This window comes from Dysgonomonas sp. UBA7710 (assembly GCF_002482385.1).
Taxonomy (GTDB): Bacteria; Bacteroidota; Bacteroidia; order Bacteroidales; family Dysgonomonadaceae; genus Dysgonomonas.
This window is the reverse complement of record NZ_DLFW01000047.1, coordinates 332432-356388: the sequence shown is the minus strand read 5'-3', so window position 1 is coordinate 356388 and position 23957 is coordinate 332432. Positions and strand designations below refer to the sequence as shown.

Here is a 23957-nt window from a genome sequence, read left to right as displayed (position 1 = left end):
TTTTAGAGAATACTAAAATTTGATATTGATCCCTGTATTGAAGCCACGTAGTGCCGGATAGTTCCTGAAATCTACAATCTCAGGGTCAACCAGATCGAAAGCAGCTTGTGTCCATAAATTTTGACCGCCCACAAATACTTTTACTTTCACTCCGCCAAGATAATCCCTCGAAAATGAATCAGGGAGGGTATAGGCGATATTCAGATTTTTTAACCGGATGTAATTTCCTGATTTCAACCAAAATGAATTATTCATACCACTAGGAGCGACATTGTAATTCGGGCTTGTGGAAAGCCTCGGGAAAAGAGCCGTTTCTGCCGTTTCGGGGGTCCAGCGGTTCAATACATGCTCGTAGGCCTGGCTGTAAGTATTACCCCATGCTATGAATCCTGTCGCATATTCCCATCCGGCATCCGGAAAATAAATTTCCCTGTTGTAAGCACCTTGAAATAAGGCGGACAGTTCAAACCCCTTGTATTCGAAGCCAAAATTCAGCCCGAAAAAACAGAGAGGTTTAGTGCCTCCGATCGCTGTCTGGTCATATTCGTTGATTACTCCGTCTCCATTCATATCCTTATATTTAAGGTCGCCGGGAGCGATGTTATAACCGGAAATAACCGGGCTGTTTGCCACTTCTTCCTTAGTTTGGAAAAATCCTTCGGCAATGAGTCCGTAGCGGGTTCCGATAGGATTGCCTGTTTTGCGCATATATTCTTCAGGAACATTCTGTTCGTCCATGAATAATATCTTTGATTGATTTATGCTCCAATTTCCGGTCACGTAATAATTGAAATCCCCCACATTGTTTTGGTAAGTAACGGACAGGTCTGCACCTTGATAGCGAACTTTTCCTATATTTTCATTCGGATAGTTCAAACCGATGAGTTCTATGCTCTTTCCTCTTGACATCAATAAGTCGAAATGCTTATCGTTGTAAAAGTCGGCTGAAATCCAAAGCTTGTTGTCGAACAGATTGGCATCGAGCCCCAGATTCAGTTTATAGGCCTTTTCCCATGTCAGGTTCGGATTGGACAAGCTAAGATTCGTTTCTATAATTCCTATTGCAGGTCCATTGTATAAGGATGTATAAATCGATCCCTGAGGATAATAATAGCCGGCTTGACCAACAGCAACGAGATCTCCGTCGTATTGCTGTCTCCACGTATAATAGTTGTCGCGTCCGATACTGTTTCCGGTTCGTCCGAATACCCCACGCAGCTTGAGTTTGTTTATCCAGTCAACTGATTGCATAAATGTTTCCTTGCTTATATCCCATCCTAAACCGAAAGCATAGAATGTACCCCATCTTTTGTCGGGTGCATACCTGTTCAGGTAGCTTCTGGAGACGGCGGCTTGCGCAAAATATTTCTGCTGAAAATCGTATTTAGCTTCTGCATTCAGGTTTATAGGTCTTTCAGGCAACTGATAGTTGTCCAGAACTTCTTTTACGTCAGCAAATACATTTCCTTCTATAGTATGCGACCTATTAATCACTTTTTTATAGTCCAAAGCAATCTGTCCGTACATATACTGGAAGTTTGACACACCGATGAAACCGTTCTTTTGCGGTACTATATTTCCAAAACGTTCAGAGCTTTTTACCGACCCATCGGGATTTAGAGTATGTAAATAGACTGGTTCCTGCTTGCTACGATCCAAGGCGCTGCGGCTTTGAGAAGCGACACTACCCACCATGCGTGCCGACAAGCCTTCGGTAAGCCATGCCATGTCGTGATCGATGACGATATTGCCGTATCCGTCGCGGGTGAGGTCTTTCAGGTAACCTGAACTGATAGTCTTCGCCAGCAGGTTATTCTGGTAATTGTTGTTTCCTCCAAAGGTTCCGTCCTGATTGCGAACAGGATATACACCTCCGGGAAGTGTGTATACATCGCTCATAATACTACTCAGGCCCGCTCCTGGTTGATTCCCCTCCTCGATACGTCCTATAACGGTAGCTCCCATTTTAAGTCCCGGTAAGACATTTACATTAATCTTGGAAGTCACCATGTACCGATCGTACGAGAGGTTGGTATTGTAAGCATTCTGTGTGTCTTCACGAAGTAGTCCGTTTTCGGAAAAATATCCCAGACTGACGAAATATTGGGCTGTTTTATTACCTCCGGTAGCATTCAGATTATATGACTGTATATCGGAGTTATTTTTCATTACCTGATCGTACCAGTTTACATTCGGGAATGTCTGCGGATTTGTTCCGTAACGGAACGATTCGATATTATCGGCTGTATATAAACCTTTTTTGCCGTCGTTTACTAACGCCTCATTTAGCAAATATGCCCATTGGTAAGAAGGAAGCGGTTTAGGATTTTTTATCGGTTCCTGTATGCCGTACCTGCCGGTGAACGATATTTTAAATCCTTCTCCTACCGGTTTTTTTGTAGTCACATACATCACTCCTCGAGAACTTCTTCCTCCCAGAAACATAGAAGACAAAGCATCTTTCTGTACCGAAACGGATTCGATACTTTCCATATCAAGGTTGACCAGTTCGCTTTGAAATCCGTCGACAATTACTACAGGGGAATAGGCCCCCCGCAAGGAGAAACTATACTGAGTATTATCATTGTATCCTACTCTGGAATCGTCAGCCATGCCGCCTAGATAAGCGTTACTAAGTGTACTTGCTCCGGTATAGGTATTTCTGTATCCTCTGCTTTGAGAAACATACAAACCCGGTAACCGGCCTGCCAATGCACCCAGTATATTTGCCGACAATGTAGGGGTTATTTCGTCTGTATAGATGGTCGAAGCCGCACCCAAATAACTTTCTTTGTCTATTGTCCTCCCATAAGGGACATCCAGTTTTAATGGATTTTTGAGTTTCTTATCTTTTATATCCACTGTAAATACTGTTCCTTTCTTAATGTTTTTAGGAACTTTGACCTCTTTTATAAGGTAATCAGGATGTGTGAGAATAAGTATATTTCCATTGATAGCATCGATACCGAATGTACCTGTTTCGTCACTGATTGCTTTATAATTACTCGCTTTAACGGCTATTTCCACTCCCTGTACTGGTCTCCCGTATTGGTCGACAACCACACCCGAAAAGCCGGATGTGCCGTTAGCCGCATTCTCTTGAGCATATGTGGCCCCATACCCTGACAATAACCAGCATACAACCATAAGCAAGAAATAGCTCTTACTGATTCTTTTATATATTGAATTATACATAAATTCCGGTTTTAATTATAAAAAATTATACATTAATCTCATTTACAAACGAAATAGTACACAAATGGTGTGATTGGTCTCCCCGGACGTACCAGTTCTTCTTCATAACCCGGATTAGCATCTCTTACCAATTCGTCGTCATATTTGCTGACATAAAGACTTCCATTCGCGTTTGTAAAATAATATTCGATATGGGTAATCGTTTCGTTAGCCGGTATGCCGAAATAGCCTTCGGGCCATAATGTATTACTCCACATTACTCCCCATTTGGAATCTTTTATCAACTTTGTTTTATCGGATATTTCGTCTATTGTATAAGTCTTACCATTTGCAGTGTGCGCCTTGGCATTCAGGTAGATGTTGCTTTCGTTTATCAACTGGTTGTTGTAATAGTCGCCAATATACTTGAATGTAAGAATATCATTTTGAGTAGCATTGCCCGGAGTTGCCTGAAAGAAATGGTACTGACAAAAGTCTATCGGCTCGGCACCTTCCCCATCTGTTACTTCAAAGCAGTCACCCCACATCACTTTCCAGCGGTCTTCGTCTGTGCCCAGTCCGTCGTTATCATAGTTTGCAAAGAATCCTATTTTTGCTCTCAGGTTATCAGGTCCGGTCTTTATTTTTATTTTTACTTTTATAAATAACGTATAATCATTTCCACCGTTGTTGATTGTCCACGAGTCGTTAGATTGAAATGCAACCCATTGCATGTCGTCTAATATATTCGGGTTACGTCCGCCCACAGCATTGAGCAGTGCCTGGTCCCAAGTCAGCCCGGGTCTATTCTTAGGTGAAGTTCCCTCCGGTATCAACGACATTTTCCGTTCGGTACCCAGATCATCACTGTTTTCCCATGTTATTTCCGCATTTTTAGTATCTGTCCATACTTTGGGAACATTTACGGCGACAATCAATTTATGCGTTTCGTTATCTTGATTCGACGCACATTTTACATACATGACAAATTCGGCCTCTTCACCTGCTTTTACCGCACTCGTCTTATAGATAACCGGCGAGCGATTATCCTTATATTCATCTTTAAACGTATCGCCATGATTCTCGTACCATGCTATACCGCAGGAGATGAATATAATAAGAGATATTATGCAGACTAATATCTTATATATTAATATTTTATTTTTCGGATTTGATTTCATAGTGTTCGATTTTAATTATTAGACACTCGTTCTAATATATAAGAATATACATTGCTGTGACATCCCGGCGAGAACGAAAGGGTGATCTGACGTTCGCCCTTCACTGTCTGATATTCGAAAAGAGATATATTGGATTGAGTAGAAGTTCCTTCCTTGAACAACAGCTGTGTGGGATACTGAGGGTCGTTTACATTCCATGTCCCGTCCTGACGAACCAAAAACGGGAGGTAATTGTCGATGGTATAAGTTTTATCTCCATTGAAAGTGATTCTAAAGTCACTGAAATCCATGGATTTGGTAATATCTATTCCATTCCTTGTAGCCTTCGTGATATACCAGGAACCCGCGAGGTCTTTAACTGGTTCTTCGATATCGTAATCGGCCGAATCTTTAAACTTGTCACAGGAAATGAAAGAGCATACCATAATGCAAAGCATAAACATCATTTTTATGTTTAATCTTCTCATAATGTATCTTTATTTATAGAGTTAGAAAAAAGGTTTCGGATTAATAGTTAGGATTCTGTATCAGGTTGGGAGACTTGGAGGTTTCCCCATATGGGATAGGCCAGAAATACATCGCTTTTCTGAAAACACGCTGCCGCACATTGAAACGTGTATAGGATTTACCACCATCGGGTTTCAAGCGAACTTCCATACCTGCCATCATCTGATTGTCTGTTTGTTCGGCAATTTTCCAGCGCCTAACATCAAAGAAACGGTGGCCTTCTATAGCAAATTCGATACGCCTTTCGTCACGGATGGCCTGGCGCATTTCCAGTCGCGTCATATTCGGTTTTAGTCCGTACATTCCATCTGTGCCGGCTTCTATTCCTCCGCGTTCCCTGATTGCTTTCAATACTTCGTATGTCTTATCAGTCGGTAATACTATCTGAGATCCGTTGCCGTCGCCTATCTCATATTCGTTCATTGCTTCAGCATAGGCCATGTAGATTTCGGCGAAGCGTAAGATAGGAGTCTCCTCATTGTCGCCATGCACAGCATTAGCCGCCCTGATACGACTAACCATCTTATTGATATAATAGCCGGTAGGTGTACCCTGATGTACAGCATCCTTACCGCTGGACGAACCGTCGGCATTGAGATAGACATTTATCGGTTCAGGGATATTATTAGGCGGATATGCAATCATAGTCTGATCGTGAGCCACGGTATTGTAAAATCTTGGATCGCGGTTTGCATACGGATTATTAGGGTCGTACCCCGAAGCCGGATCGCTGATCGGCTTTCCGTTTTTCATAGGAAATGCGTCAGCCAGATTCTGATAAATGAATCCGCTCTTCGCAGCACCACGGGATGGAGGCTGGAACCAGCTTTCTCTTGCTACTCGTCCAAGGCTGCGGTCGTCGAGTATCGATTCAACGAGAGATCCGGGTTTATATATGTTTTCTAATGCCTGGAACAAAGCATAGAAACCATGTCCGGGGTCGGGTCTGTTATTGTTAGTCGGATCGGTCTGTAATACATACAAGCTATACCGCCCCAGAGCTATGACGTTATACGCGGCATCCATGGCTTCTTTCCATCGTTCCTTGCTATACTCCGGATATCCGACTAACTCGGCAGGGACATTTGTTCCGGCAACTATATCGCTGTTCCCGTTATATAACGGGCTGGCTGCATACAATTTCATGCGGGCGATCAGAGCTTTGCAGGCACCACTTCCTACACGTCCGTAGTATGTTCCCGATGGTTTTACCGGTAGATTGGGCTCGGAGGCCGCAGTTTCACATTCATTGATAATATATTTCAGGCAATCATCGAACGTGTCGCGTGTATCTTTTGTCTTGTCGTCGTTAGAGTAAATAGTATCACCGATCAATGGTACACCTCCATAATGTCTCACCATGATATGGTAATACCAGGCTCGCAGAAAACGAGCTTCGGCTTTGAGGCGGTCTTTTCGTGATTTCTGTAAAGGGGCCTGTTCAATTCCTTTAAAAAAGACATTTACCCGGCGGATGTTTTGGTAAGGTATTCTCCATGCATCGTCAGTAATAATTACTGGATTGACAGTTCCCGATGCAAATTGCACATCGGCAATACCCTCCGAAGACAGTCTGAATTCGGCTTCATCGCATGCGGTCTGAAGCCCGCCCAATTGTTCCGATATTGTGCTGAAACGGTTACCTTTCACGTCAAAACCAACCTCCCGGTAGATTTCAGCCAGAAAGCCCTCGGTAAGCGCACTGTCGGAAAAGACCTTATTATAATCAAGGTTTGTCGTTACAGTTTCGTCCAGAAACCCTTTGTCACTACAGGAGGAAAAACATCCCCATATGACAGTCAATGTTAATAATAGATATAAAATGTTTTTCATACATATAATGTATTAGGTTAATAAAACAATCATTGAAATAGCTAGAGCTTTACTTATCAGTCAATATTATTAATCGATAGTTTTCTCATATGGCTATATATTAAATTATGGTTCTTTTGTATTTGTTTTTTTCATTCCATAAGAAAATGTATTTGTGATTTATTCCGCATCATATTTCTAAGCCTCTCCAAGTTTCATATACCCCAGTCCTTGTTTGGTTTGCTACCCATAAACAATTCCAAGGTGGCTCCGTCTGCTATAGTTGAAAAATCTATATAACAGTTTCTATATTCTTTTCCGTTCAGCAACGCTTTTTGTATGTATATATTTTCAGGTGAATTATTGTGTGCTATTATGGTAAACTTCCCTCCCTTAAAGTATTTCGAATCCAGCCTATATTCTATCTTGTCGAATACGGGGCTTGTTATCTCCATACGTGTGTCTCCCGGGCACACAGGATGTATTCCGGAAGCGGTAAGTACATACCAGGCCGACATTTGGCCCACATCTTCATTACCTACTATACCTTCTACTTTGTTAGCATAAGCTTTATCACATATATGGCGAGTCCACTTTTGTGTCAGCCAAGGATGTCTCAGACGATTGAACAGGAACGGAACGTGGTGTACCGGCTCGTTGGCATGGTTATAGTAGTCATTCCATAAAAAATCCTCGGGAGTCTTTTCAAAAAGGTTTGTGAGGTTTGCGATAACTTTATCTTCACCACCCATCAACTCGACCATACCCGGAACATCGTGAGGTACAAACCACCCCTGCTGGTAAGAATTAGATTCTATGCAGCCATACCATTCTTTAAATAGCGCATTTTCAGGCCATTCTTCCCAAGAACCATCAGCCTTCCGCGGACGGAACCAGCCCTTTTCCTTATCAAAAATATTCCTGTAGGCCTGACCTTTTTCCCTGAATAGTTTTTCATCGTCGCTATTGCCCATTTTGTTGGCAATACGGGATATACACCAGTCAGCATAAGCATACTCGAGAGTATGGGATATGCTGAGTGATGAAGCTGTATAGCCCAGAGCGTCATTACCATATCTTTTCGATGTGTTCACTGCATACTTGTAGGCTTTGTCTATGTCGTAATTACATATACCCTTCACATAAGCATCCGCCAGAACGGATAGGGCAGGGTTTCCTATCATACAGCCCGAGTATGCGTTCATAATTTCCCAACGCTCGTAATATTCGCGTCCGCTCTGTTCGGCAAGGGTAATCAGAGAGTTAAGTTGATCGTTTACTAATTGGGGGTTAATGATGGTTTGCAAAGGGAACTGGCTGCGGAATACATCCCATCCGCTGAATATAGTACGTTTCGTGAATGTGGAATCGCTGTATATCCGGTTGTCACCACCTGTGTAACGTCCGTCTACATCGGTATATATGCGCGGATCTATCATTGTGTGATAAAGCGATGTATAAAAAATAGTTTTCTGATCGTCGGTTCCTCCCGCAATATTTATCTTGCCCAGTTCTTTATCCCAGCTCTCTTTTGCTTCATTGCGGACAAGGTCGAAATTTTTGTCTGCTATTTCCGCTTTGAAGTTCTTTTCCGCACCATCCATATCGACAAAAGATATTCCTACTTTCAATGTCACTTCTTCATCTTTCTTAGTATCGAATTCGGTAAAGAAGCCGAGGTGCTTACCCTCCAGTTCCTTAATCTCTCTAAAAATTTTAGCTTCCGATACTCTTTTCAGATAAGGGATGCTTATCACATCTTTGAGTTTTCGTTTCCAATTGTCGGGTATATCGGCACTCCAGAACCCGTACTTGTTTAACGGACGACTGAATTGCGCATAGAAAAACACAGTATAATCAGTATTGCCTTCACCATCGCCCCAGCCGCCACCATCCGGCGTACATTTCATCCATCCTTGTATAGTGCTGTCATTAACTACTTTTACATATTGATATGTAGATGTCCCGCCAACTCTTCGAGCCAGGTCTATCTGTATACGAGATTGTTTATGTTCGGGGAATGTAAATCGTAACATCCCGCTGTGCGGCGCTGCTGTGGCCTCTACTCCGATATTGTAGTCGGTCAGGTTTACTGAATAGTATCCTGCTTTAGCGGTTTCGGTCTTTTTATCGTACAGGGAGCGATATCCGCTTATGCTTCCGTCTTCTTTACCCGCAATTATCTTCAAGTCACCAGTAGTAGGCATTACAAGGAAATTTCCCAGATCGCCGAACCAACCCACACCACTCATTTGTGTGAACGCAAAACCTTCGATAGTTTTATGTTCGTAACTGTAACCCGGCGAATTGTCACCTCCCGTTATTGTGTTTGGGTTAACCTGAACCATTCCGTAAGGTGTGGCCGCGCCGGGGAATGTTTTCCCCAGTCCGTGGTAAACTCCGGCAGCGCCTACACTGGTACTGGCCCCGATAAACGGATTGACATAATCGGAAGGAGCAGAACTTTTTATTTTGACTTCCGTGGTGCATCCTGTTATCGTCAGGCAAAGAACCGTTATAAGAGCTGTTGTCATTTTTAGCATAGTATCAATCATTTCAATTATTATCCGATCTTATCTTTTTATTAATAATGTTTTAATCCCGAAACGGGGTATTGACAGCGATATACTGTTTTTATCAATTGCATTCTTTGTGATTATATTTCCTCTTAAATCAACTTCTTCTACTGATGATACGGGAAACCCGAACTTCAATTTTTGTATGGAAGTATTTCCTTCGGCATTGAATAACCTGATAATAAGATCGTCTCCGTGAGTTTTAAAGGCAGTTACTTCATAACCTGAGTTGCCGGTGTCGAAATAGGATTTGTCTTCTACGGCTGTTTTGCCGAGAAGTGAAGCCACTAATGGTTCATTCCACTTGTTATCTTCGGTCGACACATGGGATTTTTCCCATTTCCCTGTATGGGGGATCATGGCATACTTCATTTTCAAGGGCCCTGTTATTTTATAATCCATACCCCATAATCCGATGCCCGAATACTGGGCAGTCAGGCTTAACGGATAATTTTCTCCGAAAGAATAAGAGGTGGTATGATCTGACAAAAGGGCAAAGCCATATGTCTCGTCTTTATCGATGAGGTCTACCCAGTTAAGTATTATATTGTGTTTTATACTGTCCCATGTGTTGAAAAATGTATTTTTGAGATTGCTTTCACATACGTCGAAAGGAGCATTTTTATATAGTTTGGGTGAAGATAAGCCGACAGGGAACATTATATTTAATTTGAACCTGTCATCTACATATGCCCTCCTGTTATCGCGCCAATTACCAGCTTGTTTGTATTCGCCTATGCCGACATTGCTCTTCCAATCTACCGTCAGGTCGAAATCTATACGTTTTTGCCCACTGTTCAAAGTGATAATCTGCGTGAAGGGGTGAATAGAAATACTCCCTTCTATTTTTATGATGGTTCTGAGACCATTGTCTTCCAATATTGTTATTTTTGCCGGAGAGTCGGCGGTGGAATAATATTTCCCATCCTCGTAAAAATGGCCTCTTAGTTCCCCGAACTCATATTGGTTGGTAGCATCGATATATTCTTTGTTTTTCTCTTTTTTTGCAATCAAACTTTTTATCGTTCCTCCCTTTGCCGGATCGATAACGATCTTATACATATCGTTTTCCAGTATATAATCGCCTTTTGAATTATTTTTTACAGAAGGATACGTCTCTTTTTGCGGTTTCTCATCTTGTAATCTGTATGTTGCATAACCGAAAGAAGGTACCTCGGCTCTGAAAATGAGATAAACGGAATCTCCTTCATGGCGGAATCTGGAAGGAACTCTTTTTTTCTTCGAATCGTACACCGTCAATCCCTGCCTGATGTCGGCAGCCGATAGGCTTATGGCAACTAATTCCGACCTTTTTGTCGCCAGCGTATTGTATACTTTCACAAAGCCTGAATTATGGAAAGGTGTTGTATTTTCAGAATCATAAGTTCCGGTAGCCTCTTTGATGATATTGTCCGAAATTTTATTTGTATTGTTTGTCCACAGAGTGATCTCCTGCGCCCATGTGCGATTTTTATGCAGACGGTTGTAAGGAACTATCCATGAGTCGTGATGCTGTGCCAGCATCAGAGTACGCCAAGCTTCGTCCAGTGATGTTTGCAACGGAGTATAATTATTCTCGATAGTCGCCATGGCTGCTATTTTTTCGGCTATTATGATTTTATTTTCTGATGTACGTACTTCCTGCGCAATCTTCTGAAGCACCTGACTTCCCCACATCAGGTTGACCAGCATATTTTCCTGCGAAAAGTGCAGATTATCAGAGGAACTGCCTACCGACTTGTTTTCTATATATTCTTTCCATGTCACATATACAGAGTTGTTCCTTACCTTGTTTCCGTGACCAAGCCACGGGCCGTTTTTCCATCCGGCATCCTGATAACACATTCCGACAGGATTTTTTATTCCGTAGTTGAAACATGCCTTGAGGTAGGCTTTGGAATTTCCCCATGCTGTGGTTTGCCATGTGGAATTTTCTTCCAACTCTTCGCATGCATAGCGCGGCACTGTAAGGATAGCAGTTCCGTCAGGTCCTATCCAGTTAATCAGTTCGCCACCATAGGCTGCCGTATATCCGCCCCAGCAGGTATTCGGACATTTAAGCACAGCATATTTGAATCCGAACAATTTCAGAATTTGTGGCAAACTGCTTGTAAAACAGGGTTCCTCTACTGCATATGTCGTAAAAGTCACATCCGGGAAATGCTGATGTATCTTATTAATACCATATTCGAACTGCCGTATAATACTTTCTCCCGATATGTTGTATAAATAGGGTTGGGCGTAGGTAGGATTCGTAAACTCGATTCTTTTATCTGTTACGATACTTCTGAAATTGTTGTACGCAACCGGTTCTTTTACTTTTACCGTATCCCATGTTTCGGGTTCTATTTCGAGCCCTATGCGCCACTCGGGGTGTTGTGACAGTTTATCTGTCATAAACTGGGTCACCCACATCGGGTAATGCCCGTAGACGCCGCCATGATAGCCGTCGACAAAGTATGCCTGTTGCTGGGAAGATATTTTTCCGAGTATAGACACAGATATCAGTACAAAAGCAAAAATCCGCTTCATATATCAGTTTTGGGTTTATTTTTCGAATACGTTGGTTTATGAGATTGTCGAAGTTCTTTTACTCCGGGTGTTCTTCGCCCTCCGCTTGAATTTGGATTGTAGTCCTCATTCAAGCGTAAGCGAAGTGGTTTTAATATACTTACTCTCTGATTTTCTCTTACTTACAATTAACTTTTAAATAGATTTCATTCGCAAAACAATCTATGTGTTTTCAATTCACAGTATTAGTTTACACGTATAAGAGTTATCTTTCTTTTCACAGGAGTATTTACTTCATAAATAGCTGAAAGAAGCAAATCCATCTCATCCTGCCATGCCTGTCTTACTTCAGGAAACATCGCTTTCGAGTAAAGGTCACGCCTGCCATTAAGCCAGCCATCACTGCCTTTATATTTATCCAGTATCTTAATAGCTTCCCTGGTATTCGGATCGGTTATACCTTTGTTCAGGAAAAAGTTGAACTGTACCCATGCATATTCACGAAAACGGCATTCTATTTCCCAGCGTTCTTCATTCAGGAACATAACTCTGAGGGCCTGCTGGTACTGAGGTGTATTGGTAAGCGTGGCAAGGTTGATGCCCTCTGCCAGATCTTTTGCAGGCCATGTTCCTATATTTTCCTCATCTATCATTAGTTTATAATTTCCTTTCAATCCTTTTACAGATAGTATCTCCCTGTTCATTTCTTCAATGAACGGAACTGATTTTACCACTTCGGCCTGGCTTTTCTTATATCCCCATCCGCGGGCTATTGTATCCATCGGGTAGGGCAATGATTTTGCGAGATAGTCGAACGCCATTCCAGTCGAACTTTTTTTCAGATTGGAAATTTCACAGTTCGAAGAAGATATGATATTCATCTTTGAGCCGTCTATATTTATATCTGCAACTTCCTTACCTGCAAATCCCTGTGCTTTAAGGAACAGATAAGCCATTACCATATGCCCGTCATTGTCGGGATGAATGCGGTCGGTTCCACAAAGGGTAAACTTAGGATTGTTTTGTTGGAATTGTTGATTAATGGCCGTCATAGGCTCGTTAAAGTCGAAAAATTCCCATCCGTTATTTTTTGCTGATTCGCGTTGGAAATCGACTATCCTGAGCATTGCCTTATTCTTATTCCTGAAAGGATTGTTTCCTTCTATAGCAGCTGTTTCGTCGTAAGGGGAACTGCCCATGAGCACAACCTTCGTGTTTTCCAGATTTTTGAATCTGGCCTCCATTTGCTTATATGCGTCATAAGATTCTTTGACCTTTTCGTCTGCAAATTTTTCAGGTTGATCTCCGTTGTATTCGAAGTAGCCCGAGTCGTTCATACCAAAAGTGGCTATTATGACTGTGGGATTCTTACTGAATACATCACCATCCAGCCGTTTTACCATGTCAATGGCCCTGTCACCTCCAATTCCGGCATTCAATATCTTAATCCTCATTTCCGGAAAATGAGTCATATAATAAAGCCATATATACGAATGATAGTGTCCACCATGAGTGATACTGTTCCCCAGGAATACGGCTCTTTCCCCGTCTTTAAATGGAGTGATTTTCTGAGCGTTCGATGGTATGAAAAAACATAGCAGCACGAACAGAATAATGATTGTAACAGATTTGTTTTTCATCAGGTATTGGATTTTACGACTTTTGGTCAGGTTGTCTCAAAATGCTTACGTTAGTGTACGGCCTCAAAAAGCCATGTACAAATATATTTACAAAAGAAACTTACTCCTGTCCGAAGTAAGCCTTTGAGTAAATGATTTTCAAGTCATATATCCACCAAGGTGCTATTTATTAGATATTTACTTGGTTTGTATTTCTTGGTTTTGGTAAATTATATAGAGTTGTCTTTAATAGAAAATACCTCGATTTTTTTTACTTCTTCTTCAAAGTTTTCACTGTCTATGGTAGCTTTTCCTTTTACTTTGCTTTTATAGTTATAGATAGTCTGGACGGAATAACGTAAAAATACGGCTATCTGATTGACATCTGTTATACCTAACCTGATGAGAGCAAAAATCCGGAGTTCTGTATTCAGTTGCTCTTTTTCCAGCTTATAGCGTTCTTCTTTCTTAAGCAGAGCATTGAATTCTTCCACAAAATTGGGATATATCTTGAAGAATGCTTTATCGAAGGTGATATACAGTTCTTCTACGTCTTTTTCCAGATTACGTGTAGAAGCTGTCATGTTGTACAAATCGTCAATTTGGCCGGCTTTTATTTTGCGATTCACATTTTTTCTGTAATCATCCAGTTTGTCAATATAAACGGCACATTGGTTCATAAAGTAACCGATGTACTTTTCTTTTATAAGGTTCGCTTCATCCAGTTTATGGTTAATACTGGCTAACTTCTCATTCATTGCTTTCAGGTTTTTCCTGGCTCTGGAAACTATTTTTACTTGCTTGTATATGAAAAATAAAGCAATAGCCAATACAATAACAAACAAACTGATAACTACTGCATATGCCTTTAGATTTTTCTTTTGTTGTTCTATCTTATTTAAGTATGTATCTTCTATAATAGGCTGTACACGTGCAATCATCGTATTTCTGAAACGGGAGTTATAGAAATTTGCATCGTCAAGAGCCGCTCTTATATAGTTATATGCCCTATTAACATCGCCTTTATTATATAGGTTTATTGCTAATGCCAAAAGTGCTTCATTCTCTTTCACTGCAAGCTGAGTATCTGTTATTGCGGCTAATATAAGATACTTTTCCTCCAATTCGCTATTTTTCAGATATTTATTTACTAATGCCAGACTCATTGCAGACATTGCATAGTTGTGTGTCCGGAGTTCCTGTTTGGAAAATATATCGGACAGTATCTGTTGAGCCTCATTGTAGCGGCCTTCATCCTGAAACTTGAAAGCTTCTTCCTTTACATACATATCTGTTCCTTCTCCAAGAAAGGACATGACTGTATCCCTGTATCGCATTTTTTCAATCTGATATTTTTTCTCATATTGAGGGTCGTCTGTATATTTTATAAGGTTTTCGTAGTATCGTATATATGTCCAGCAATACATGGATTTCAGATGCGTGGGCAGTTCTTTATACTCTATGCTGTTTAATTCCTCTAAAGCCTGCGTAAATGAACCGGACAAGGATAGTACAAAAGAAAGCTTCAGTTTGCTTTGCGACAAAAATTCTTTATTGTCTAACTTTTTAGCTATTTCTATATTCTTATCAATGTATGCAATGGCGGAATCACAAGCAAAAGATTCATACTCGGCAATAATATCTTCATTTATACTAAATATTTTATTTAGTGAAAGACTATTATTTAGCTTTAATTTGAGCCGGTCTATTCTTTGTATCTTTTCCTTCATATATGTAGGACGTTCTGAGATAGTCTTATCCAGAACTTTAAGAAGAGAGTCAATCTCATTTTTTGAATATATGCATCCTGCTGTATTGTATATAATACAAAGCAGGAAGAGGAGTGTCTTTTTCATTTAGTTGTAAGATTCTTATGTTACGGATAAAAGTACATATAAATCTGATATAATAATCATATGACAGCGTGATATTTCTATTCGGTACTGCTTATTCATGTAAGGGAAAGGAACCCAGCCTTCATAGAGAAGATTATCATGTGGCCCCGATTAGTTAAGTTCTGATTGATAACAATGTGTATCCAAAACAATGCTTATCTTTCCCATCTTATTCGCAGGGAAAGAATAACTCCGGTTATTAGTAAATATTCATAACCCTTTAGTAAACGTGACAATACAGGAGCAATGTGCAGGATCACGGTTTTAATTAATTTATCTTTCGAAAAAAAGAATAGATATAACCTGCTTACTTGCCTGTCCTTATTTTTTTATAAAGTCCTTAGGAGATTCAGGTGTAGTGTCAGATATATATCGGTTCCCATTTTTAAAGGGCTCCTTCATTTCTCTTTTGTAATAATTCCTCTGGCCATAATGTTTAGTTGGGGAATAGCAACAGAAATACCTTTAGTGTGTCCCCATATTGCCATTGCAGGTTTCCCCTGAATTGGCTGTATCCATATTTCACTTGTATCGGGTGCCGCCATATTTTCGAATTTTAGTTTTTCATGCTGTGCTTTTGATAATAATGTAAATAGGCTGAGTAGAACAATGGAAATAATATTCTTTATGGTATTTCTATTTTAATAAAACGATTAACTATAACAAATGTATAAATTAATTAGAAATAAATATTGAAGAAAGTGCCATATTTTCGTCGTTGACAATATATAATTCTGATTTAACATGATTCTTTTTTTACCATAATGCTTTATCTTTTTTTATCATATAATTTATAAACAGATGTTTATGTTTTTTTCCTATGAATGATGCCCTTCTTCTGCTTTAAAATCGAAATATAGAAAATCGATATGTAGACTATGCCTAAATATGTTTTTAATTATGTTAAATGTTAAAATTAATAATCTGATAAAAAAAATAATCCGTAAGTTTGCTAAAACGATTTAATAGTATTATGTTTGCATCATGGGTTGTCGTTATTAGTTTATTTAAGAGTGCAAAAACCCTGTGGAATCGATTAGGTAAAATAGATTTATGGCTAGAGTTTCTATAAAAGATATTGCAGAAAAATTAGGAGTGTCCAGTGCTACGGTCTCTTTGGTTTTGAATGAAAAAGACAAAGATTCCCGTATTGGGAAGGAAGTTGCAGAAAAAGTTCGCCGGGCTGCAATTGAAATGAACTATAGGCCTAATATGGCCGCAAGAAGCTTGCGTACAGGGAAGACAAAGACTCTTGGCTTGATTGTTGCCGATATATCCAATCCTTTCTTTGCGAAACTGGCCAGGCATATTGAAAATATTGCGGAGGTAAAGGGGTATCAGGTTATGTTCGGTAGTTCTGATGAGTCGAGTGTCAAATTTGAAAGTCTTATTCATCTTTTTATAGAAAAAAATGTCGATGGTATAATTGTAGTGCCACCTCAGGATAGCGAAAAGGCTATGATGGAACTTGTAAAGCGTAAAGTGCCGGTGGTTTCAGTGGATAGAGGTATCGAAGGCTTGCCCGTAAGTTCTATTCAGATTGATAATATAGGGGCTTCTTTTCAATTGACTAATATCCTGTTGGAGCAGGGTTGTAAGCGTATCGGTTTTATGGCTTATAATATTAATTTGCCGAATATAAAGAAGAGATATGAAGGTTATGCGAAAGCTTTAGAAATGAATGGTGTTGCTGTTGATGGTGATCTTGTTCGTTCTGTCTCATTCGAGAATTTTGAAGAAAATGTGAAGCAGGCTATAGCTGCATTGATGGATAAGAAGGTCGATTCTGTTGTTTTTGCGACCAACAGGGTGGGAGTACAGTCATTAATTGCGTTGAGAGAATTTGATAATTATCGCGATTTGAAATATGTAAGTATAGATAATCCTGATGAGTATATTTTTGCAGATATAGATATTACTTGTATAGAGCAGCCTGTGAAGGAATTGGGGGAAAGGACTCTGGATATATTATTCAAATATATAGAGAACCCAAAATATAAAATTGTGGAAAGCGTAACCCTACAAACGAATATAGTGGTTCCCGGAGAAAATTAACAAAAATAGAAAAGATAAATTTTTTTTATTTTTAGTTAAACGTATAAGCATATTTTTATTAATAATACTATAATGGAAAAACACAAAAAAAAGAAATTATCATTGTTTGCCTCACCCGGCGGAGGGAGTTATTTGATCCCTTTTATTCTGGTTAGTAGCCTGTTTTTAATGTGGGGAATTGCCCATGGGTTACTTGATGTTTTGAATAAACATTTTCAGGAAGCGTTTACTATGACCAAGGCCCAATCGGGGTTTGTGCAATTTTCTACCTATATAGCATACGGTCTTATGAGTGTTCCCGCAGGCATGTTCATGCGCCGTTTTGGATATAAAAAGGGGATTATATTTGGCTTATTGATTTACGCCGTAGGATCCTTTTCTTTTCTTCCGGCGGCCTATCTTCATTCGGCCAACCCGTTTTTTATAGCACTGTTTGTTGTTGCGTGCGGGTTATGCTTTCTTGAAACTGCGGCAAATCCTTATTCAACAGTGTTAGGGCCGAAAGAACGTGGCGCGCAGCGGCTCAATTTGTCCCAGTCGTTAAACGGATTGGGGTGGATTCTTGGCCCACTTATCGGAGGTGCTCTTATTTTCGGTGCAGAAGAAGGTGATACATTAGCCTTAACAAAGCCTTATATTCTGCTTGGTATTTGTACATTGGTTATTACAGTATTGTTCTTTTTTGTCAAACTTCCGGATATACAGGAGTCCGATGAAGAAGTTGTTCAGGAAATTGCCGAACCCGGACATGATAACGCCATACCTTTATTTCAGCATCGGCATTTTGTGTTAGCGATAGCGGCTTTGGTCGCATATATGATGGCGCAATCGGGAATATTTGGTTTTTTTATCAATTATGTGATGGAGCAGGATCATAATATATCAAAAATAGAGGCTACCCAGTTATTGTCGTTCGGAGGCATGCTTTTATTTATGATTGGCAGACTGTCGGGGAGTTTTATTATGGCAAAATTCAAACCTCAGCATATTTTGTCTCTTTATGCTTTAATGTGTACTATATCAATGGTTCTGGTTATTCTTTCTTTAGGGAAGATATCTTTATATGCCCTATACATTAATTTCTTTTTCATGTCCATTATGTTTCCTACGATTTATGCATTAGGGCTTGTGAAAATGGGCGAGCACACAAAGCGTGCCGCGTCATTCTTAACCATGGCTGTTGCAGGAGGTGCGTTTTCTCCGATTATAATGGGTGCATTAGGTGAGGAAAATATGGCTATCGGTTTTTTTATCCCGCTCGCATGTTTCTTATTTATTTTATATTTTGGCTTACATGGCTATAAGCCGGCAAAAAATTAAACCGAACTTTCAATTATTATCTAAAAATAAAATACCATGAAAAAAACTTGTTTTCTAATTAGTCTTTTTATTATAACGCAGCTTTTATTCTCGCAAGAAGCGTTTAACGGTCTTGGTGTGGATATGAGTAATCTGCATCGGCTATCTAATGCAAAAACACGTTCTATCAGCCCGGAAAATTTTACAGGAGAGAAGGGTAAAGGAGGAATGGCTGATCCGGCTATGCAGGGAGATAAACGGAATGTAGCGAATGCACACCATGCTGCTCGGGATCTCGGGCAAACATGGAAAGTTAATCCGTATGTTCATATAGCACCCGGCGAAACATTTACATTAGCTGAGATTGAAGGCCCTGGGGCAATCCAGCATATTTGGATGACACCTACAGGCAACTGGCGTTTTTCTATTCTGCGCTTTTATTGGGACGATGAAAAAGAACCATCGGTAGAATGTCCTGTTGGAGACTTTTTCGGTATGGGATGGGGTGTTTATGCTCCTTTAAGCTCATTGGCCATATGCGTTAATCCGGGAAGCGCATTCAATTGTTACTGGACAATGCCTTTCCGTAAGAAATGTAAGATCACAATGGAAAATGTCAATCCGGAAGATGCGATGGTACTTTATTATCAAGTCGACTATACACTGACTGATGTTCCGGCTGATGCAGGGTACTTCCATGCGCAATTCCGTCGTACACATTACAATGAAACATCAGATTATACAATGATTGACGGAGTTAAAGGAAAAGGACATTACGTGGGTACATATATGGCTCAGGGAGTAAATAATAATGGATGGTGGGGCGAAGGAGAAATAAAATTCTTTATGGATGGAGATACTAAATACCCTACTATTTGCGGTACCGGCGCGGAAGATTATTTCTGTGGATCTTACAATTTTGACCGTGAAGGACAGTATAAAGAGTTTTGTACGCCTTATGCAGGATTACATCAGGTTATTCGTCCCGATGGAACTTACCGTTCCCAGCAACGCTTCGGTATGTATAGATGGCACATAGCGGATCCTGTACGTTTCGAAAAAGATCTCAAAATAACAATTCAAGATTTGGGTTGGAGAGCAGGGGGACGTTACCTGCCTCAAAAATCGGATATATCTTCAGTTGTTTTTTGGTATCAGAGTGAACCACATGCTAAATTTCCGAAATTACCGGGTTGGCAGGATTTAGAGGTTAATTAATAATTTAGGTTATTTATCTAAAGGGGGATGTAAGCCTTATCCTCCCCCTTTAGATTCTGTTCTGGAATATATATAAGATATTTCTTTGTCTCTCTTAAGATAATAAGTAAGAAAACAAAAACGTATAAGCCCTGAAGGCTTATTATAATCTACTCTTAATGTCTTTTTGATACCTTCTATAAAGGTATATTCATCGTCCTTAATTTAACGAGACTGTATCTATGAAAAAAGTACACCATAGCCTGTTATGTATGGCTGTGATTGGGCTGGCATCTCTTACTTGCTGTACTCAGAAAAGTAATAGGGAACGATCCAGAATCTATAATGAAAAATATACAGGAGATTATACAAACCGGATTGCCTTCCCGATAGGGGGAATGGGAACAGGGATGTTTTGTCTCGAAGGAAGTGGTGCGATATCAAATATGTCGTTGCGGCATCGTCCAGAGGTTTTTCATGAACCTGCCATGTTTGCGGCCCTTCATATAAAAGATGTCAACAATACAACCAAAATCTTAGAAGGTCAGGTCCCTGACTGGAAAAAGTTTGGAATGCCGCTCTCTGCTTTAGGTGGAGGTGGGACATGGGGGCTACCCCGTTATAAGGAAAATACCTTTACTGCTCGTTTTCCATTTGCCGAAATAGAGTTGAAAGACGATCAAATGCCTGTGGATGTAAAAATAAACGCATGGAATCCATTTATCCCTACAGATGCTGATAACTCGAGTCTGCCGGTAGGGGGATTGGAGTATGAATTCAAAAATACAGGCGATACTGTCATCGAAGCAATTTTTTCGTACAATACACGCAATTTTATGTATGTACACGGGAAAGGTACCTCTTGTATAAAATCACACGAAAATGGCTTTATTCTATACCAGTCCGGAGCCGGGGATGAACCTTTCCATCAGGGTGAGTTTGCTATATTTACTGATGATCCTGAAACTAAGGTAAATCATAACTGGTTCAGAGGAGGGTGGTTTGACCCGCTGACTATCTGTTGGAATAATGTCGTTACAGGAACAATAGAAAACAATCCACCCGAATTAGAGGGGGCTACCGGAGCGTCATTGTTTGTTCCCGTGAAACTGGAACCCGGAGAAGTTAAAACAGTAAAACTCTATATGGCTTGGTATGTACCTTACTCTAATCTGCGCATAGGCGGAGATCCTAAATCCGGATCGGACTATCCAAATATCCCTGAATGCACAGATGGTACAACAAAATGCTATCCTTATGATAATAAAGGGGATGGGAATTACCGTCCATGGTATAGTAATAAATTTGAGAATATAAAAGAAGTTTCTGCTTACTGGCTTAAAAACTATAATGATCTAAAATCAAAGACTAAGCTATTTACAGAGGCTTTTTATAATAGTACGCTTCCTGCGGAAGTGGTTGAAGCCGTTACTGCTAATCTTACAATATTAAAATCTCCGACAGTCTTCCGCCAATATGATGGACGTATGTGGAATTGGGAAGGATGTGGAGATACCTGGGGATCGTGCCATGGTTCCTGTACACATGTTTGGAATTATGCGCAGGCAGTGCCTCATTTGTTTCCGGCAATGGAACGCACATTGCGGGAGACAGAATATTATGCAGGCCAAAATAAGGAAGGCCATCAGGTATTCCGGAGCAATTTGCCTATACGTCCTGTTATTCACGATTTCCATTCGGCAGCGGACGGACAACTCGGCGGTATCATGAAGGTCTATCGCGAATGGCGTATATCGGGTGATAATAATTGGCTCAAAGAAATGTACCCTTTCGTAAAAGCAAGTATGGACTACTGTATCAGGACATGGGACCCGCGTGAAGTAGGGGCGATAGAAGAGCCTCATCATAATACCTACGATATTGAATTCTGGGGAGCTGATGGTATGATTACGAGTTTCTATACCGGAGCATTACAGGCGATATGTTTGATGGGAAAATATTTGGGAGAAGATATTTCACGTTATGAAGCGCTGATGGACAAGAGTAAAGTATATATGGAAACAAAGCTTTTCGATGGCGAATATTTTATTCAGAATATACAATGGAAAGGTTTGAATGCGGACGATCCGACCAAAGTACAGGCATTTAATTCGGGCTATTCGGATGAAGCTCTTAAAATATTGGAAGCAGAAGGTCCTAAATATCAATACGGCAAGGGCTGTTTGTCAGATGGTATATTAGGTTCGTGGATGTCAATTGTATGCGGAATGCCTGAGATAATAGATAAAACGAAAGTTACGAGTCACTTGAATGCCGTGCATAAATATAACCTGAAACATGATTTACGCGAACACGCGAACCCTCAACGCCCAACGTTTGCAATGGGTAATGAAGGTGGCCTGCTTCTCTGCTCCTGGCCGAAAGGAGGTAAACCTAAACTCCCGTTTGTATATAGTGATGAGGTGTGGACAGGTATTGAATATCAGGTTGCAGCACATCTGATGTTCGAGGGCGAAGTTGAGAAAGGTTTGGAAATAGTGCGTGCATGCCGTGACCGTTATAGTGGAGAAATACGTAATCCTTTCAATGAATATGAATGTGGAGCATGGTATGCCCGTGCAATGGCGAGTTATGCTCTTTTGGAGGGACTGACCGGTATCCGCTACGATGCAGTAGATAAGACAATTTATTTCGACTCCCGGATCGGGGATGATTTTGTGTCTTTTCTCTCTACTGATACCGGATTTGCGAATGTGGGATTGAAAAATGGAAAGCCATTTCTGGAGGTTAAATACGGAGAAATCGACATTCAGGAGTGTCTGGTTTCGGGAAGACATCACCAAATAGATATAAAAAAATAATAATATGATTAAAATCAGTCAATTTATAGCCCTGATTTTGGCTTTAGGCCTATTGTTCAGTTGTGCTAATTCTAACAAGAAGGGAAAAGAAACCGCTATGGAAAATTATGAAAAAGGGACATTCGGATACGATCTGAATTATCTGTCTGAAAAAGACAGTTTGGTAATACTGAAAGGGGATAATGATGCTCAGGTAATCGTCTCTCCCAAATATCAGGCAAAAGTATTTACCAGTACTGTTGACGGGCCAAGGGGCAGGAGTCTGGGTTTTATAGGCTATAAAGCTTTCGAACAGGCTGTTCCTGATGAACATATGAATGGCTATGGAGGCGAAAATCGTTTTTGGCTTGGTCCTGAAGGCGGAAAATACTCTGTCTATTTCGAAAAGGGAAAGGAGCAGATCTATGATAACTGGCATACACCTAAGCCTATTGATATAGAACCATGGGAATTGATTTCGGCAACTGGCCAACGGGTTGTTATGAAAAAAGAAATGGAAGTAAAAAACTTTCTTGGAACGCAATTTAAGTTGAATGTAGACCGTACTGTCGAATTATTAGATGGAGAGCAAATAAAGTCCCTGCTAGGTATCCGGTTAGCTGATGAAGTCAAATATGTAGCATATAGTACCCGGAATATTATTACCAATAAAAATGATTTTGAATGGACTAAAGCTACGGGTACGATTTCTACATGGATATTGGATATGTTTATCCCGGCACCAAAAGCTGTAACTATTATTCCATTTAATAAGGGTGATGAAAAAACGATGGGTAAAATCGTGACCAGTGATTATTTCGGAGAAATTCCTGCCGGCAGATTAACTGTAAAAGAAGAAACGCTCTATCTGAAGACAGATGGTGCTCAGCGGGGAAAATTAGGTTTGAATTCATTCAGGACAAAAGGTATTGCCGGAAATTATGATCCTGAATTGAATAGATTGACTATCACTACTTTCGATGTGGAAAAAGGTGCTACTTATCTTAATCAGGAATGGAATCCTTCGAAAGATCCGCTTGTTGGGGATGCTATGAATGCATATAACGATGGACCTCTTGAAGATGGCAGTATTATGGGGCCTTTCCTGGAAGTGGAGAGCTGCTCCCCGGCCGCTTTCCTCAAACCAAATGAGTCCCAGGTTCATAATCATAATGTATTCCATTTTGTGGGAGAACCTGCTCATTTGACAAAAATAACGGAAAAACTGCTTGGAGTTTCTATAGATGATATTACCAATGCATTTTAATAAAACAGTATATATAAGAGGAATACAACAATATAATAGTTATGAATAAACAAATGTATTATT

General features: G+C 40.2%; 14 protein-coding genes. 5 read left to right on the top strand and 9 right to left on the bottom strand.

The annotated features are described in order from the left end of the window. Positions 1–12 precede the first annotated feature (12 nt). The 9 genes from B3317_RS16810 to B3317_RS16770 form a co-directional block, all read right to left on the bottom strand. A complete protein-coding gene (locus B3317_RS16810; protein WP_291113816.1) occupies positions 13–3195 on the bottom strand; it encodes a SusC/RagA family TonB-linked outer membrane protein in 3183 nt (1060 codons plus the stop codon). Positions 3196–3233: 38 nt separating this feature from the next. After that, positions 3234–4355 carry a DUF4961 domain-containing protein gene (locus B3317_RS16805; RefSeq protein ID WP_291113813.1) on the bottom strand — a complete coding sequence of 374 codons (1122 nt, stop codon included), beginning with the start codon at positions 4353–4355 and terminating at the stop codon, positions 3234–3236. A gap of 11 nt (positions 4356–4366) precedes the next feature. After that, positions 4367–4822, bottom strand: a complete 456-nt coding sequence (locus B3317_RS16800; protein ID WP_291113810.1) for a DUF5004 domain-containing protein — start codon at positions 4820–4822, stop codon at positions 4367–4369. A 40-nt stretch (positions 4823–4862) separates the two neighbouring features. Further along, on the bottom strand, positions 4863–6695 hold the full coding sequence (locus B3317_RS16795; RefSeq protein ID WP_291113807.1) for a RagB/SusD family nutrient uptake outer membrane protein: 1833 nt from the start codon (positions 6693–6695) through the stop codon (positions 4863–4865). Positions 6696–6889: 194 nt separating this feature from the next. After that, positions 6890–9217, bottom strand: a complete 2328-nt coding sequence (locus tag B3317_RS16790; RefSeq protein ID WP_291113804.1) for a GH92 family glycosyl hydrolase — start codon at positions 9215–9217, stop codon at positions 6890–6892. A gap of 30 nt (positions 9218–9247) precedes the next feature. Further along, on the bottom strand, positions 9248–11782 hold the full coding sequence (locus B3317_RS16785; protein ID WP_291113802.1) for a glycoside hydrolase family 38 C-terminal domain-containing protein: 2535 nt from the start codon (positions 11780–11782) through the stop codon (positions 9248–9250). Between the two features lie 224 nt (positions 11783–12006). After that, positions 12007–13401 carry an SGNH/GDSL hydrolase family protein gene (locus tag B3317_RS16780; RefSeq protein WP_291113799.1) on the bottom strand — a complete coding sequence of 465 codons (1395 nt, stop codon included), beginning with the start codon at positions 13399–13401 and terminating at the stop codon, positions 12007–12009. Between the two features lie 209 nt (positions 13402–13610). Further along, positions 13611–15236: a DUF6377 domain-containing protein gene (locus B3317_RS16775; RefSeq protein WP_291113795.1), complete on the bottom strand. Its 1626-nt coding sequence runs from the start codon at positions 15234–15236 to the stop codon at positions 13611–13613. 437 nt (positions 15237–15673) lie between these two features. Beyond that, a complete protein-coding gene (locus tag B3317_RS16770) occupies positions 15674–15820 on the bottom strand; it encodes a hypothetical protein (RefSeq protein WP_291113792.1) in 147 nt (48 codons plus the stop codon). A gap of 508 nt (positions 15821–16328) precedes the next feature. Between B3317_RS16770 and B3317_RS16765 the strand changes: the two genes are divergently transcribed. The 5 genes from B3317_RS16765 (at position 16329) to B3317_RS16745 (ending at position 23894) form a co-directional block, all read left to right on the top strand. Then, positions 16329–17330 (top strand): LacI family DNA-binding transcriptional regulator, encoded by a 1002-nt coding sequence (locus B3317_RS16765; RefSeq protein WP_291113789.1) that lies wholly within the window; start codon positions 16329–16331, stop codon positions 17328–17330. 72 nt (positions 17331–17402) lie between these two features. Then, complete coding sequence (locus tag B3317_RS16760; RefSeq protein ID WP_291113786.1) at positions 17403–18650, top strand: sugar MFS transporter; 1248 nt, start codon at positions 17403–17405, stop codon at positions 18648–18650. 36 nt (positions 18651–18686) lie between these two features. Continuing rightward, positions 18687–19847: a glycoside hydrolase family 172 protein gene (locus tag B3317_RS16755; protein WP_291113783.1), complete on the top strand. Its 1161-nt coding sequence runs from the start codon at positions 18687–18689 to the stop codon at positions 19845–19847. Positions 19848–20068: 221 nt separating this feature from the next. After that, a complete protein-coding gene (locus tag B3317_RS16750) occupies positions 20069–22648 on the top strand; it encodes a GH116 family glycosyl hydrolase (protein WP_291113780.1) in 2580 nt (859 codons plus the stop codon). A 4-nt stretch (positions 22649–22652) separates the two neighbouring features. Further along, complete coding sequence (locus B3317_RS16745) at positions 22653–23894, top strand: DUF6786 family protein (RefSeq protein ID WP_291113777.1); 1242 nt, start codon at positions 22653–22655, stop codon at positions 23892–23894. Positions 23895–23957: the final 63 nt, after the last annotated feature.